Source organism: Microbacterium oxydans, assembly GCF_900095745.1.
Lineage (GTDB): Bacteria > Actinomycetota > Actinomycetes > Actinomycetales > Microbacteriaceae > Microbacterium > Microbacterium oxydans_B.
The window spans coordinates 79,054-94,272 of record NZ_FMIR01000010.1; the positions used below are offsets into that span (position 1 = coordinate 79,054).

At 65.4% G+C, this 15,219-nt stretch carries 12 protein-coding genes and 1 pseudogene; 10 read left to right on the forward strand and 3 right to left on the reverse strand.

Translation table 11 applies throughout. The features are described from left to right. The first annotated feature begins 44 nt into the window (after positions 1-44). Together BQ2383_RS04155 and BQ2383_RS04160 are read left to right on the forward strand one after the other, a co-directional pair. Positions 45-2,597 (forward strand): excinuclease ABC subunit A, encoded by a 2,553-nt coding sequence (locus tag BQ2383_RS04155; RefSeq protein ID WP_091029976.1) that lies wholly within the window; start codon positions 45-47, stop codon positions 2,595-2,597. A gap of 63 nt (positions 2,598-2,660) precedes the next feature. Further along, positions 2,661-3,029, forward strand: a complete 369-nt coding sequence (locus tag BQ2383_RS04160) for a winged helix-turn-helix transcriptional regulator (RefSeq protein WP_091029980.1) — start codon at positions 2,661-2,663, stop codon at positions 3,027-3,029. Here BQ2383_RS04160 and BQ2383_RS04165 read toward each other — a convergent pair. After that, a complete protein-coding gene (locus tag BQ2383_RS04165; protein WP_244175884.1) occupies positions 3,016-3,522 on the reverse strand; it encodes a CGNR zinc finger domain-containing protein in 507 nt (168 codons plus the stop codon). The two genes, BQ2383_RS04160 and BQ2383_RS04165, sit on opposite strands and share 14 nt — an antisense overlap. Before the next feature lie 46 nt (positions 3,523-3,568). Between BQ2383_RS04165 and BQ2383_RS04170 the strand changes: the two genes are divergently transcribed. Continuing rightward, the gene (locus BQ2383_RS04170) at positions 3,569-4,498 is read left to right on the forward strand and encodes an AEC family transporter (RefSeq protein WP_091029986.1); all 930 of its coding nucleotides are present in this window, start codon (positions 3,569-3,571) and stop codon (positions 4,496-4,498) included. A 37-nt stretch (positions 4,499-4,535) separates the two neighbouring features. On the opposite strand, the gene BQ2383_RS04175 is transcribed toward BQ2383_RS04170, so the two are convergent. Beyond that, positions 4,536-6,326, reverse strand: coding sequence for a glycoside hydrolase family 3 protein (locus BQ2383_RS04175; protein WP_091029990.1), 1,791 nt, complete (start codon positions 6,324-6,326; stop codon positions 4,536-4,538). A gap of 9 nt (positions 6,327-6,335) precedes the next feature. Further along, the gene (locus BQ2383_RS04180) at positions 6,336-7,613 is read right to left on the reverse strand and encodes an MFS transporter (protein ID WP_091029993.1); all 1,278 of its coding nucleotides are present in this window, start codon (positions 7,611-7,613) and stop codon (positions 6,336-6,338) included. A gap of 120 nt (positions 7,614-7,733) precedes the next feature. Here BQ2383_RS04180 and BQ2383_RS19640 point away from each other — a divergent pair. The 7 genes and pseudogenes from BQ2383_RS19640 to BQ2383_RS04215 form a co-directional block, all read left to right on the forward strand. Next, a pseudogene (locus BQ2383_RS19640) lies at positions 7,734-7,922 on the forward strand (helix-turn-helix domain-containing protein); the annotation flags it as partial. Between the two features lie 9 nt (positions 7,923-7,931). Beyond that, entirely contained in the window at positions 7,932-8,960 is a 1,029-nt protein-coding gene (locus BQ2383_RS04185; protein ID WP_244175885.1) for a TetR/AcrR family transcriptional regulator, read from the forward strand. Positions 8,961-9,027: 67 nt separating this feature from the next. Further along, positions 9,028-9,405, forward strand: coding sequence for a BlaI/MecI/CopY family transcriptional regulator (locus BQ2383_RS04190; RefSeq protein ID WP_091030000.1), 378 nt, complete (start codon positions 9,028-9,030; stop codon positions 9,403-9,405). A 3-nt stretch (positions 9,406-9,408) separates the two neighbouring features. Then, positions 9,409-10,233: a M56 family metallopeptidase gene (locus BQ2383_RS04195; protein ID WP_091030002.1), complete on the forward strand. Its 825-nt coding sequence runs from the start codon at positions 9,409-9,411 to the stop codon at positions 10,231-10,233. Positions 10,234-10,686: 453 nt separating this feature from the next. Next, positions 10,687-10,914, forward strand: a complete 228-nt coding sequence (locus BQ2383_RS04205; protein ID WP_091030009.1) for a heavy-metal-associated domain-containing protein — start codon at positions 10,687-10,689, stop codon at positions 10,912-10,914. Next, positions 10,907-12,964, forward strand: a complete 2,058-nt coding sequence (locus BQ2383_RS04210; RefSeq protein ID WP_091030013.1) for a cytochrome c oxidase assembly protein — start codon at positions 10,907-10,909, stop codon at positions 12,962-12,964. The genes BQ2383_RS04205 and BQ2383_RS04210 overlap by 8 nt, the downstream gene beginning before the upstream one ends. Then, on the forward strand, positions 12,961-15,210 hold the full coding sequence (locus BQ2383_RS04215; RefSeq protein WP_091030015.1) for a heavy metal translocating P-type ATPase: 2,250 nt from the start codon (positions 12,961-12,963) through the stop codon (positions 15,208-15,210). Before BQ2383_RS04210 ends, BQ2383_RS04215 begins: the two co-directional genes overlap by 4 nt. Positions 15,211-15,219 lie beyond the last annotated feature (9 nt).

A 15,219-nucleotide genomic window follows, 5' to 3' on the forward strand; every position in this document is an offset into this window, starting at 1 on the left:
CACGGACCCTGTCGAAGGGGAGTCGAATCTGAGGGAGACACCAGATGAGCAGCGCCGGTCATGACGAACCTAGATCCGAATCACCCGATGTCGTGCAGATCCGCGGGGCACGGGTCCACAATCTCAAGAACATCGACGTCGACGTACCGCTGCGCGGTCTGGTGGCGATCGCCGGGGTGTCCGGCTCCGGCAAATCGTCGCTGGCGATGGGGGTGCTCTACGCGGAAGGCTCGCGCCGCTACATCGAAGCGCTCTCTACGTACACTCGACGGCGGATGTCCCAGGCAGCACGCGCGGATGTCGACTCGGTGCGCCATGTTCCCGCCGCGCTTGCCCTCCGCCAGCGACCCGGCATACCGGGAGTTCGGTCGACCTTCGGTACGTCTACAGAACTGCTGAATGTGATCCGCGTGATGTTCTCCCGGCTCGGCTCGCATGTGTGCCCGAACGGACATCGGCTGGAGCCGACCATCGATGTCGCCGCGAACCTCGACCTGGTCTGCCCCGAGTGCGGAGCGGTGTTCTACCCACCCGGCGCGGAATCCCTGGCGTTCAACTCGGAAGGCGCCTGCCCGACCTGCGCAGGAACAGGCATCGTACGTGCGGTCGATGACAGTTCTCTCGTGCCCGACACGTCGCTGACGATCAACTCGGGTGCAGTTGCGCCATGGGGAATGTTCGGCCTCACCGTGATGCCGCAGGTCGTCGCCGAGTTCGGCGTGCGCACCGATGTTCCCTATGCAGAGCTCTCCGACGCTGAGCGGGAGATCGTTCTGCACGGTCCGGAAGAAAAGAAGCACATCGCCGTGCGCTCCAAGAACGGCAAGCTCTTCGAGCTGGACTTCACCTACCGCAACGCGCGACTCGCGGTTCAGGAGGCGCTCAACAATGCGGAGAGCGAGAAGGGGCTGGCCCGAGTCAACAGGTTCATCACGTCGCAGACGTGCACGGCCTGCCAGGGCACGCGCCTGAGCGACGCGGCGAGACTCCCCCGCGTCGCCGGCAGGAATCTGGCCGAGGTGACCGCGATGTCTCTCGACGACGTCACGCCGTGGCTGCAGAGCATCCCCGCGACTCTCCCGCAGGAGATGCAGACGATGACCATGTCGATCATCGGCCAGTTCGCGCAGATGGCGACGCGACTGATCGAACTCGGTCTGGGTTACCTGAGCCTCAATCGCTCCAGCTCGAGCCTCTCGACAGGGGAACGGCAGCGAGTGCAACTGGCCAGAGCCGTGCGCAATGAGACCACGGGGGTCCTCTACGTCCTCGACGAGCCGTCCGTGGGACTCCATCCGGCGAACGTCGACGGCCTGATCGGAGTGATGCGCGATCTGCTGTCGAACGGCAACTCGGTGGTACTCGTCGACCACGACGTGCAGGTGCTCCGCGAGGCGGATTGGATGATCGAGATCGGCCCGGGGTCAGGGGCTGCCGGCGGCACTATCCTCGCCGCCGGCACTGTGGCAGACCTCGGCACACTGCCCGAATCGCTGATCGGCGGATTCCTCGCCGATCGTGAGCCGCTGCTGGTGCGCGACCGCGCCGAAGAGGGAGATGTCTTCGCTCATGGCCGCATGGAACTGCGCACGCGGGCTTTGCACACCGTGCACCCCCTCGACAGCGCGATACCTCGCGGTCGCCTGACCGCAGTGACGGGGATGTCAGGCTCGGGGAAGACCACCCTGGTTTTGGAGAGCCTGGTCCCGGCGCTGCAATCGCTCATCGGCGACACGAGCCGCCCTGCACATGTCCTAGACCTCATCGCACCGGGCATCGCGCACGTACACGTCGTGGATGCCGCGCCGATCGGCACGAACGTGCGCTCCACCATCGCCACGTACAGCGGAGCTCTGGACGATCTTCGCAAGGCCTATGCAGCGTCACCCGATGCTCAGTCACGCGGACTGAAGGCCGCCGACTTCTCCTACAACACCGGGTCTCTGCGCTGTTCACGTTGCGAGGGCACTGGCCAAGTCGTCCTGGATGTGCAGTTCCTTCCTGACGTGGACATCCCCTGCCCCGACTGCGCCGGCAGCAGGTACGGCACCGAGGGCCATGCGATCCGGCGAACCCCACCCGGTGCTCCCCCGATCTCGCTTCCCGCACTGCTCGAGCTCTCGGTTGCGCAGGCACTGCCCTACGTGACGGACCTTCCCAAGGTGCGGAAGAAGTTGCAGACCCTCCTCGACCTCGGACTCGGATATCTCACGCTCGGCGAAGACACCCCCGCGCTGTCCGGCGGAGAGGCGCAGCGGCTGAAACTCTCCACAGAACTCGGACGCGATCAGTCCGACTCGCTCTTCGTGCTGGACGAGCCCAGTGTCGGCCTGCATCCGCTGGACACGCGCGTGCTCCTGAGCGTGCTTGATCGGCTACTCGAACGCGGAGCAACGGTGATCGTGATCGAACATGACCTCGACGTGATCGCGAATGCCGACCACGTCATCGACATGGGTCCGGGCGGCGGCGTCGCCGGGGGACGCATCGTGGCCACCGGAACTCCCGAACGGATCGCCGCTGCCGCGGACAGCATGACCGGTCGCTATCTCGCCGCAGCGTTTGCGCGTCATACCGCCGGCACCTCTCAGGCATAGAGGCCATTGCTGCACGGAAAGCATCAAGTACAGATCACGCACTGAAGGCCGTATCCTGAGGCCATGAGATTCGATCATTGCTCGCTGCAGGAGTGCGGCGTCGCGCGGTTCCTCAGTCTGCTCGACGGCCCCTGGGCGACACTCATCGTGCGCGAGCTTCTCAAGAAGCCGCATCGGTTCAACGAGCTCCTCTCTGCTCTGCCGGGAATCAGTGCGCACACGCTCTCGAGCCGACTGCGCAAGTTCGAAGCGCACGAGCTGGTGACCCGCACCGCCTACGCCGAGATCCCTCCCCGCGTCGTCTATGAGCTGACGCCGGTGGGGATGCAGCTGCGCCCGGTGCTCGACGCCATGAACGCCTGGGCAATGACCGTCCCACCCCACCTCTTCGGCCTCGAGGAGGAGTCTGTGTCCCCGGTCACCGTCGACTGACCGGGGCCCGGTGACGGCGAACGGCGTCGTAGTTGCCGCACCTCGCCGAACAGTAAGAGCGCCGCCCATTGCGACTGGTGTCCACGTACACGACAGGGCAGCGATCCCGCTGGCAGGCGCCCAGCCGAGCCCCGTCCGACTCGACGATGAAGAGCGCGAGTCCGCCCGCGGTGACAGCACGCACCCGTGCGACGACATCCTGGGCATCAGGGGCGAAGTGCAGGTGCGGACGGAGTCCGTCGTGCGTCGTGAGATACGGACGAGATGCGCCGACCGCGAGAAGGCGATTGATGGCGCCGCAGCGTTCGTCGACGGTGACTGCGAGGAACACCGGGACGATCTGATCCGCCCATTCCCGCAGTTGCTCGCCGCCCCGTTCGTTCAGCTCTGCCCGCCGGATCTCGTGGGCGTCCAGGACTGCGGTCGCGGCGTCGACGTCCCACCCCCGCCGCACGAGGGTCACGAGATCCGCGGCGAGCAGTGGGCCGGTCATATTGTCATGGTTGAACTGCATTGACACATTGCATCACAGTGAGAGGATGGACGTCATCACCGCGGGGATCGCCCCGATCATCCTGCTCCTCGGGGGCGGCCTGATCCTTCGGCGACGCGTGCTGACAGACGTCGGATTCTGGTCGGGACTGTCGTGGGTGAGCTACTGGGTCTTCACTCCCGCGCTCTTCCTCACGTCGATCGGCGGCGCAGATCTCACGGCCGTGGCCGCGGGTCCACTTGCGCTCAGCGTCGGCATTCCCACACTGGTGGTGGCCGCACTGTCGTTCGGCGCGGCGCTCCTCACCCGGGCGGATGGCCCCCAGCTCACATCCCTGATCCAGGGATCCATCCGCATCAACACCTACGTCGGGCTGGTCTTCGCATCCGCGCTGCAGGGGCGAGAAGGAGTGGCGACGTTCGCACTCGCCAGCGCCGTCGTCGTGCCGCTGGTGAACGTGATCTGCGTCACGACGCTCTCGCTCTTCGGCCAGCACGACACCGAGCGACGGAGTTTCGCGCTGTGGAGAGACCTCGCATCGAATCCCCTCATCCTCTCCTGCCTGGCCGGAGTGGCGCTCAACCTGGGCGGCATCGCGATGCCTTCGCTCCTGCAGACGACGATCGAGATGATCGCGGCCCCCGCCCTCGTCGTCGGCACCATGGTCGCCGGTGCCGCACTGCGATTCACGTTCCGCCTGCGAGACCTGATCGATGTCGGCGCCGCTGCTGTCCTCAAGCTGGTCGTGCTGCCGCTCGCGGCATTGTCCATCGCGCTGGCGTTCGGAATCACCGGTGCGACTCTCACGAGCATCATTCTCATCACAGCGGTTCCGACTGCACCCAGCGCCACCGTCCTCGCATCGCGCATGGGCGGTGACACTCGGCTCATGGCGGCGATCACCGGCGTCCAGACCGTGCTCGCCATCGTGACGATCCCGCTCCTGCTTCTTCTCGCTGGCACCCTGTCCGCGTGATCTGATCACGCGGACGGGGTCGTCGTGCGGGGCGGGGTCAGCGCGCCCCGTAGCTCAGCCCATGCCCGTAGCGCAGCAGCGGATCGGCAGTGTCGAACGGCACATCGGAGCGCGAAGCCTCCACTGCCGCCATGCTGGACGGGAGATCGAAGGGGAGACGCCCACGTGGCTCATCGCGACCGAACAGCACGTCGAGCACCGCCCGCGGGTGAGCCCCGTAGTTGGCGACGACAGCATCCGCCGATTCCAGGATCGGGGTGAGGATCGCCGGACGATCGAGGAAGACATCGACGACCGTGGTTGTCGATGCGCTCAGCTGCGCGATGTGCGACACGGTCTCGTCATCCATCTCGAGCGAACCTGCGTGGAAGTAGTTCTCGAAGGCCGTGGACCGCTTCTCATACGGTGCATGGATACGCACGAGGGCGAGGTCCGCCTCGAGCGGATCGGCGACGACAGTGCCATACCCCGCAGCGATGTCCTCGGGAATGCCCTCGACGTACAAGCGCCGTCGCTCTGCGGCGGGCAAAGTGGAGCGCCCGCCCTCGGAACGGTTCGTGAGCAGCGTCAACGACGCACGCTGAGCCGCGAGGCCCGCGGCGATGAATGCTGGCGCACCGACCACACGAGAGGCCTCCGCCGGATCGACGTACGGGTCGTCGAAGAGACCGAGCACGAATTTCTCGGCGAGGAGCCTGCGCGCCGAGATATCGAGCCGAGCTTCCGAGATTTCACCCGCCTCGACCAACTCGACCAACATCTCGGGACATGCTTCTCCGCCGAACTGATCCACGCCCGCATCGACGGCCTTGCGCATCCGCTGCCGCGGAGTGAGGTCTTCCACACCCCAGGCCCGCGCAGGGAAGGGCTCGCCTTCCACCGTGGCGTCGTTGATCAAGCCCCAGTCCGTGCAGACGATTCCATCGAAACCGAGCTTCTCTCGCAACAGTTCCGTGATGATCGAGCGGTTGAACCCGAAGCCCACTTCTTCGTACTCCGTGCCGACCGGCATACCGTAGTACGGCATCATCTGCGATGCGCCTGCGGCGATTGCCGCACGGAACGGCGCCAGGTGCAGATCGAACCGACCACCGGGATACACCTGCTCGCGTCCGTAGGCGAAGTGCGGATCCTCGCCATCCTTCTGCGGCCCGCCGCCCGGGAAGTGCTTGGCCATCGTCGCGACCGAGTCCCGTCCGAGCGCCTCGCCCTGGAAGCCCTGGATGTACGCGACACCGAGCCGACTCGTCAGCTCGGCATCCTCACCGAACGTGTCGAGCTGGCGCGCCCAGCGCGGCTCAGTGGCGAGATCGATCTGCGGGTGCAGGGCAACACGGATGCCGACGGCGAGATATTCCTGGCGCGCGATGTCGGCGAATTCACGTACGACACCCTCATCGCGGATCGCCGCAAGCCCAAGTGCCTCCGGCCACACCGAGAACGCCCCGGCGAGGAGGCCGGCGAGCGGATTGTCGCTGTACGAGTTCCGGGGGTCGGTCGATACCGTCACCGGGATTCCGAGCCGCGTGGAGCGCGCCAGGTCTTGGATGTGATTGTTCCAGCGCGCCATCGCCTCCGGCGATCCTCCGGTGAGGAGGTTGAAGTGACTCATGTGCCGATGTGACACATATTCCGCGTTCGATGGGAGGTCGAACTCTTCATCACCATCGGAGAGAGCACCGTCCTCCCCCATCGAGATCATGGCGTGGAAGAACAGGCCGGCCTTCTCCTCCAGCGTCATCTGCGCGAGGAGTATCTCCACTCGCTCCTCGACCGGAAGACTGCTGTCGCGGAAGCGTACGTCGATGCTCTGATTGTCGGAATCCATGAGTGCGCCTTACTTCGTGCCCTTGACTCGGAAGATGAGAACTGCGCCCGCCAATGCGGCAGCCGCGCCGACCAGGTAGAACAACGAGTAGCCGCCGATCGCGGTCGCCGCGCCCAGCGCGATGACTCCCGGTGCGATGGCCGGAGCGATGGACTGCGGCAGCGCATTGGCGATGTTGATGACGCCGAGGTCCTTGGCCGTGTCTTCGACATCGGGGAGCACCTGCGTCGCCAGGGCGAGCGAGACCGAGAGGAAGGACCCGATGCCGAGTCCGATCAGTCCCTGACCGACGATCACCATCTCGACGGTCGGCGCGAAGGCGAGAACGACGAGCCCGGCCACCATGATGATGCCGGCGGCGAGGACGAACGGCTTCCGGCGCCCGAGCTTGTCGGAGAGGTACCCCGCGAGCGGCCCGGAGATCGCCTGCGCGCCGACTGCCGCGAGGTTGCAGATCAGGACGGCCGTGATGGCCTCCGCTTCCGTCAGAAGGAACTTGTCGGTCAGATAGAGCGGCAGATACGTGGCGATACCGGCGTAACCGAACATCACCAGGAATGTCGTGAGCCAGGTCCAGCCGAAGTCGGGGTTCTTGCGAGGGTTGAAGACGAAGGATCCGGCGAAGTCCTTCCAGCCGTAGCTCGTCGACGGCGGCGTGAGACGCACCCCATCCTTCAGCAGCATCGCGAACAGCACCGTCAACACCAGACCGATGAGCGCAGGTACCGCGAATCGCGAGAGATCCGAGTCGAGGAAGTTGACCGCGAACGTTCCGCCCAGGATGCCGAGCGACGTGGTGATCCCGATGATTCCTGACGCGAGGCCGCGCTTCCATACCGGCATGCGATCCGCGATGGTGGCGTTCAACGCTGCCAGCGTGCCATTGAGGGCGGCCTGCGCGACGCACCATCCCACGAGGACCATCCAGACCTCGCTCGCCAGACCGATCGTCACGAGAGCCGCGAATCCGACCACGGCACCGAGTATCAGCCAGGGGCGTCGCATACCGAAGCGCGACATGGTGCGGTCCGACAGACGCCCGACGAGCGGGTTGAAGATGATCGCGAAGAGCGTGCCGACGCCCATGACGAGGCTGAGCGCGGCGACCGACTCGCCGCGGTTCGCGGTGATGTGCTCGAGCTTGAAGGCCAATGAGACGAACACCGGCGTGAGTAGCGCCAAGTAGACGCCGAAGTTGGCAAGACCCAGCGTCGGCAAGTAGGCCGGAGAAACGGGGCCGGCCGGCACGGTCCGGGTGAGGGGTGTGGTGGTGGAGGGTTCAGTCATCGTCGACTCCTTGGTCGCGCCCGAAGGGGGTGGGCTCGGGCAAGAGTAGCGCAAAATCGAACATACCGTAAGTCAATATCGATCTATTTGTAGATTAAGTACGCGTGCGATCATGAGACGGTGAGATCCTCCGAGCACGCTTCGTCCCGCGCCGCATCGACCGCGCTGACGCGACGGCGGATTCTTGCCTCGGCCAGAGCGTTGATCGGCTCACGAGGCGGCGCACAGGTCTCACTCGAGGACGTCGCAGCCGCATCGGAGATCACACGCCCTGGCCTCCTCGGCCACTTCCGCTCGACGGATGCACTGATGACAGCAGTGGAAGCCGAGTTCTGCGTCGAGACCGGGCGGCAAATGCCCCTCGGTCCCGATTCGTGGGCGAACCTGATGGAGATTCCCGACTACTGCTCGATGTCTGTGCAGTTCTTGAGCCTCGCATTGACATCCGAATCTCCGCCACCTTCCAGCGCCTGCCACCATCGGCAACTCCTCGAATCGGCCGAGAGCATGGTCATCGACGACTCCAGTTCGACCGTACTGACCGCCCAGGGGCTGGTCGCCACGTGGGAGGGCTTGCTCGTGTTGCAGGCTTACTTCCCGTCGCTCGATCCCGCGCGAATCATCCAGGCGTGCCTCGATCCGGCGCACGCCCGGCCATCAGCGCCCTCCTCCCGCACTTCCCCTGTATCTCCGGCATCGCTGATACCCGCCGAGTTCGGTTATGCGCGTGGTCGCTCACGTCGGCGGCAGATCATCGAAGACGCCACCGTGCTCTTCGCCCGCAACGGATATCACGGGACCACCATCCGGCAGCTCGCATCCGAGGTGGGCATCTCCACGTCCACACTTCTCCACCACTTCGGACATAAGGCGGGTCTGCTCGCCGAGGTGCTTCGCCACAGAGACGAGCAGCTCGTTCATCGGCGAGGGCAGCGCGACATGGATGCGCGCACGGAACTCGCGGAGCTCGGCAATGAGGCCCGCCGAGATCTGGAGGTGGAGCGAGGGCTTGTAAACATGTACGCCGTCCTCTCCACCGAGGCCATTCACCCCGACCATCCGGCGCACGCCTACTTCACCGATCGCTTCTCCCGCACGATCGACTACTTTGAGGGCCTCATCGCAAGCAGCGACTCCGGGTCTCCGGATCCACGGCTCGATGCCGTGTGGCTCGTCGCACTGTGGGACGGACTGCAGTATCAACTGATCCTGAGTCCTGACGACATGGATCTCCCCGCACAGCTGGATCATCACATCCAGACATCCCTGGGAATCACTCCGGCGACGAGAAGCTCGATCCTTGACGAACCGTACACCCCGGACCAGCGCACATCCTCCACGGTGTAATACAGTAGCTACCAGGTTTGTAGAGTAATCCGTTTCGGACCTCATACCACAGTCGGAAGGAGGAGCCATGGCCGGAGAGAGAACTCGAGAGCGAGGCGAGCTCGAGGGCGAGGTCATGCGGCTGCTCTGGAAGCACGTGGATCCCATGAGCGCACGCGACCTGCAGGACCTCTTCACGGGACCGGTGCCCGCGTACACGACCCTTCTCACAGCGCTCACCCGTTTGGAGAAGAAGGGCCAGGTCATCCGCTCGGGAGACTCTCCCCGCAAGGTGCGCTTTCAGGCCGCGCGCTCGGGAGAAGATTTCACGAGCGATTCGATGCTCTCCGCCTTGGATCGCGCGGGAGACCGCCACGCGGCACTGCTCGCCTTCGCCGGAACGCTTGACGACGACGACGTCGCGCTGCTGAAATCCGCCTTCGGTCGGAAGTCGTCGAAGCGCTAGCACATGCTCTTCTGGGTTGTGCTGGCCTGCGGCATCGCATCGATCACGGTCGCACTCCTCGCACCCCTTCTGCTCACCGTGGGACGCTGGCAACTTCTGCACCCGCGTACAGCTCTCTCAGTGTGGTTCGGGGCTTTCTTCATAGGCATCGGACTGGCCCTCGCGGGACTGATCATCGGCGTTGCAGGTGCCGTCGCCGCCTCGCACACCCCAATCGGTTCAGAGACGCTGCTGATGACGATCCTCGGCTGGGCGGGCTTGGGAGCCTTCGGCGCGATCGCCGCTTTTGTCGCTGTGTCCGCCGAGCCGGTGCTCTCCTCCGAGACAGGGGCACTGCATTCACTGGCACCGATCGCCATCAGCCGCGAACAGCGACGCGGGTTCACTCTGGTCCGGTTCGAATCGGATCAGCCGATCGCCTTCGCCGCACCGGGCAGACCGCCCGAGATCCTGCTTTCGACGGGAATGGAGTCACTGCTCCCCTCCGCTCAGTTGCAAGCCGTCCTCGCTCACGAGTACGCGCACCTGAGGCAACACCATGCGTGGGCCACCCGAATCGCTCGCATCAACGCTCTCTGTCTCCCCAGAACGCACTCCGCGCGCGCGCTGCGAAGGGCAACCACACTTCTCGTCGAATTGGCGGCGGATGACCAGGCGGCACGTCTCGCCGGCCCCGCGCATCTGGCGAACGCGCTTTCGACGCTCGCGGCAGCATCGAACGACGCCGGTCTGGAGCTTCGCGCCGAGAGACTCGTGGACAAAAGGTGGCCCGGCGCCGTCAAGCGTCGCCGGCCTCCTGCGGCCTTCGCTCGCGATTCCTCGATTTGAGGTGGTGGCTCTCGGGACCGGTCCGGCTCGCGCCACCTCCGCTACGAAGTTACTCAGGCCCGAGGCTTCCATCCGCATACGCGGAGCACCCATGACCACGCCGAGCGCACCCTGCGTCGGATGCGATAGATGAGAAATCTCGCCTCGCCCCACTCCTCAGCGAGAGTGGACGGGTGGTCATCCTGATCCCGCGGGGGCGCGGTGAGTCCGATGACAAGAATCAGCACCAAGAGCGCCACCACATGCATGATGGCCGAGGTCATGCTCACTGCTCCGACTCCGCTCTCTGACTCACCTCTCCACTTCCGTCTCTCCGGGAACTGCGATACGGACCTCATCGAGATCCGAAGCAGGTAGTGTTAACGCTACATCCGGTAGTTATCTTCGCCTTCGCGGCGCGGTGTTAAAACTACACGATGTAGACTTGTTCCCAGCAAAACGAGTGGAGTGATAATGTCGCAGTTCACATTCGAGGTCACCGGAATGACGTGCGAGCACTGCGAGCATGCGGTGGGATCAGAGCTGTCCCGACTTCCCGGCGTCCAGAATGTCGCCGCTGATGCGGCAACGGGACGCGTGAGCGTCACCCACGATCTCCCGGTGGACCGGAGCTCTTGGGAAGCCGCGGTGAGTGAGGCCGGGTACAAAGTGGGTTCGTGGCCTGTAAGCCACGATGCGTGAAGAGCATGCGCCGAACGCACCCCGCGATCCCGCTCTGCTGCGCCCATCCCGTCATCTCCTGATCGCGGGCGGCCTGGCCACTGCCTTCCTCGGCGTCGGTCTCCCCGTCGGCATCACTGTCGCACTCAGGGACGCACCCTACAAGAAGCTCTTCCAGTCTTTCCCCGGCCTTGACGTCGGCGTGGTGACCACCGCTCTTTTGGTGGCGGCCGACACCGGGATTCTGCTCAGCATGGGCATCCTCACTCACCTGCTCTTCCTCCGTGCCACGCCTGCGAAGCGCGCGATACGTCTTGAGTACGGCTTCGAGCTCCGCACTCTCCGAGTAACCGCGTCGGTCTGGGCGGCGAGCGCCGCGGGGCTAGCCGTGTTCGAGGCTTTCGACACCAGCGGCGTGCCACTCTCCCGCATCCTCGAACCGGGAACGATCGCGTTCCTGTTCGAGGCGAGCTACCCGCCCGCCGCCTGGACGATCAGCTGTGCGGGAGCTCTCGTGGTGCTGTTCGCATCATTCTTCGTCGACCGCTGGACAGGGATGCTGATCCCTCTGTGGGGATCGTTCCTCGCCACGCTGGCTCCCGTCGTGTCGGGCCAGATCCTCGTCGGCCCCGATCACGACTTCGGTGGCGATGCCGCTGTTTTCCAATCGCTCGCGATCAATCTGCTCTTCGGCGTCGTCGCCGTCTACTGGCTGCGGGTGTGCTCCGGTCGATTCATCGACCCCGAGTCCCTTCGGCGACTCTTCCTCCTGGCGGCGGTCCTACTACCGGTCATCGCCGCCTCGGACGTCGTCATCACATTCTTCAAGCTCGCCGGAACGCCCCTTCTCGGATCGTTGACCGGCTGGCTGATCGTGGGGCGATGGGCGGCCCTCCTCATCGTCGCGCTCCCCCTGATCGCGCTTCGCTCGCTCTGGCGTCGCGCACGCGTTCGCGCGGCGCACATCGTCTCCTGCCTCTCGGTCGCATCCTTCGGGGTGATCGCATGGATCGGCGCCACAGCCGCGATGACCCGGCAGCCCCCGCCGCAGTACTTCGTGCCTACGAGCATCTCGCAGACGTTCATGGGTTTCGAGGTCGCTGATCCACCGAGCATCGAGGTGCTGTTCGGCCATTGGCGACCGAACGTGCTGTTCCTCACGATCGCGACGGCAGCCGTCGTCGTCTACCTCGTGGCAGTGCGCGCGCTTCACCGGCGCGGCGACCAATGGCCCCCCGGCAGAACCGTCGCCTGGCTGCTGGGCTGGGCGATCATCATCTTCGCCACCAGCTCAGGATTCGGCAAGTACTCCGCACCGGACTTCGGTATCCACATGATCGTCCATATGAGCCTCAATATGCTGGCACCCGGCATGCTCGTGCTGGGCGGGATCGTCACGCTGCTGCTGCGCGCCACGCGCTCAGTGCCCGGATCACCCGTGGGGCCGCACGACTGGATCACCTGGGTGCTGCACTGGCGGGTCCTCCAATTCCTCTACAACCCCCTGATCGTGTTCGTGGTGTTCATCGGCTCCTACTACGGGCTGTACCTCACGGGGATCTTCGGCGAGTACATGCGCTTCCACTGGGCGCATCAGCTGATGAATCTCCACTTTCTGATCGTCGGCTACCTGTACTACAGCCTCATCATCGGGGTCGATCGCCCACCCCGCCCGCTCCCCCACGTGGGAAAGCTGGGGTATGCGCTGGCCGCAATGCCCTTCCACGCGTTCTTCGGCATCATCCTGATGACTAGCACGACATTGATCGCCGAGAACTTCTACCTCTATCTCAAGCTCCCCTGGGCCGACCTCCCCGCACAGCAGTACCTCGCGGGCGGCGTCGCATGGGCCGGAGGAGAGATCCCGCTCCTTATCGTCATCATCGTGCTTCTGATCCAATGGGGTCGCCAGGATTCGAAGGAAGCACGACGCAAGGACCGGCACCTCGACACGGGGAGGGATGTGGAGTTCGACGCCTACAACGAAATGCTGCGTCAGCTCTCGGCCCGTTCCGCAGCGAGCGAAGAACTACGCCCGGGCCCGCAGCCCGAGAAGGAGCCACAGCGATGAACACTCAGACCGTGCAGCAGCTCGACCCCCCGCTCGAGCTCGACGTCTCAGGCATGACCTGCGCGGCGTGCGCCGGCCGTGTCGAACGCGCTCTGAACAAGCTCGACGGCGTCACGGCAACCGTCAACTACGCGACGGAGCGTGCCGTGTTGACCGGCATCTCGACCGAGGAGTCGGCACGCGCGATCGCGCAGATCGAGAGCGCGGGCTATGGCGCCCATCTGCGTGACGGATCGGATGATGCCTGGTCGCAGCGTGCCACCGAGTTCCGGATCTCCTCGCTCCGGAGACGGCTGGCCGTGGCCGCACTCCTGACCGTGCCGCTGATGGACATCACCTTGGTCCTGGCCCTCGTTCCCGGATGGCGATTCCCTGGCTGGGAGTGGGTCTGCGTGCTGCTCGCGCTGCCGATCGTCACTTGGGCCGCGTGGCCGTTCCACCGGGCCACCTTCCGCAACCTCCGCCACGGCATGGTGAGCATGGACACGCTGGTGTCGCTCGGCATCGCGGCTTCGTTCGGCTGGGCTGTGGCGACGCTGCTCTTCGGCGTGGGTGCCGGGTCGGAGGGCTACTGGCTCGGCTTCGGCTCCACGCCGGAAGGCGCCGACTCCATCTACCTCGATGTGGCCGCGGGCATGACCACCTTCCAGCTCGCGGGCAGATACTTCGAGACACGCTCCCGCCGGAAGGCCGGAGACGTGCTCGGCGCACTGAGCGCGCTCGCTGCCACGCATGTGCGAGTGCTGCGCGACGGGGTCGAGACGGTGGAGCCGGCCAGCCAGCTGCGCTCCGGTGACGTGTTCGTGCTCCTGCCTGGCGAGACCATCCCCGCAGACGGGATCGTGGTCAGCGGGAATGCGGCCGTCGACGCGAGCATGATGACGGGCGAGCCCATGCCCGTCTCTGTGGCGGGCGGCGACGCGGTCACCGGCGGAACCATCAGCACCGATGGGCGGCTCGAGGTGCGGGCGACCTCGGTGGGCGCCCATACTCAGCTCGCACAGATGGCGGCGCTGACCGAGCAGGCTCAGGCCCGCAAAGCCGACGTCCAGAAGCTGGTAGATCGAGTGGTCACCTGGTTCGTTCCCGTGGTGATCGGACTCGCCGTGATCGTCGGCATCGCCTGGGCCGTGAGCGGAGCCCCCGACGACAAGGCAATCGGCGTCGCCATCAGCGTGCTGATCATCGCCTGCCCGTGCGCACTTGGACTGGCCACACCCACTGCACTGATGGTCGGCATCGGACGCGCCGCGACGCTCGGCATCCTGATCAAGGGGCATGATGCGCTGGAGGCATCCGGTGCCGTGACCACCGTCGTTCTCGACAAGACCGGCACACTCACCACAGGCACGATGACAGTGCAGGGTTCCGAGGCCTTCGGAGTCCCCGCGCGCGATATGTGGATTCTGGTGGCGTCGGCCGAACGAGGGTCAGAGCATGCGATCGCTCGAGCGATCGAGAAGGCGGCCTCGCCCTACGTCGACGACCTGCGCCCGTTGACCGAGTTCACCGCGATGCCGGGATTGGGGGCGGTCGCCCTGATAGATGACACCCGCGTCATCGTCGGCAACGCGCGGCTGCTCGAAGGCGAAGGCGTGAGCATCCCCGCCGAAGCTCGAGCCGCGATGGAGCGCTTCGAGCGCGAGGGTCACACGACGATCATGGTCGCCGCCGACCATGATGTGATCGGCGTCCTCGCACTTTCAGACGCCCTCAAGTCACGCGCAGCTGAGGCTGTCACCGCTCTGCGAGCGCAGGGACTCGAGATCGTGCTGCTCACGGGCGATTCACCGGCCGCGGCCGCTCGCATCGCGTCGGAGCTGGGAGTCGACAGCGTGCACGCCGGCGTTCTTCCTGCGGAGAAGGCCGGCGTGGTCCGCTCCCTGCAGGCGGATGGCAAGCGGGTCGCGATGGTAGGCGACGGCGTCAATGACGCGGTCGCGCTGGCCACCGCCGACCTCGGCCTCGCGATCGTCACCGGCACGGACATCGCCCTCAAGGCGGCCGACATCATCCTGGTCCGGGATGACCTGCTCGTCATTCCCGACGCGATCGCGATCTCCCGTAAGACGCTGCGGACGATCAAGATGAACCTCGTCTGGGCGTTCGGCTACAACGTCGCGGCGATACCGATCGCCGCCGCGGGCCTGCTCAACCCGCTGATCGCCGCCGCCGCGATGTCACTGTCCTCGGTGTTCGTCGTCTACAACAGCCTCCGCATCCAGAAGGTGCGCGGCTCGCGCTGACGACCCTGT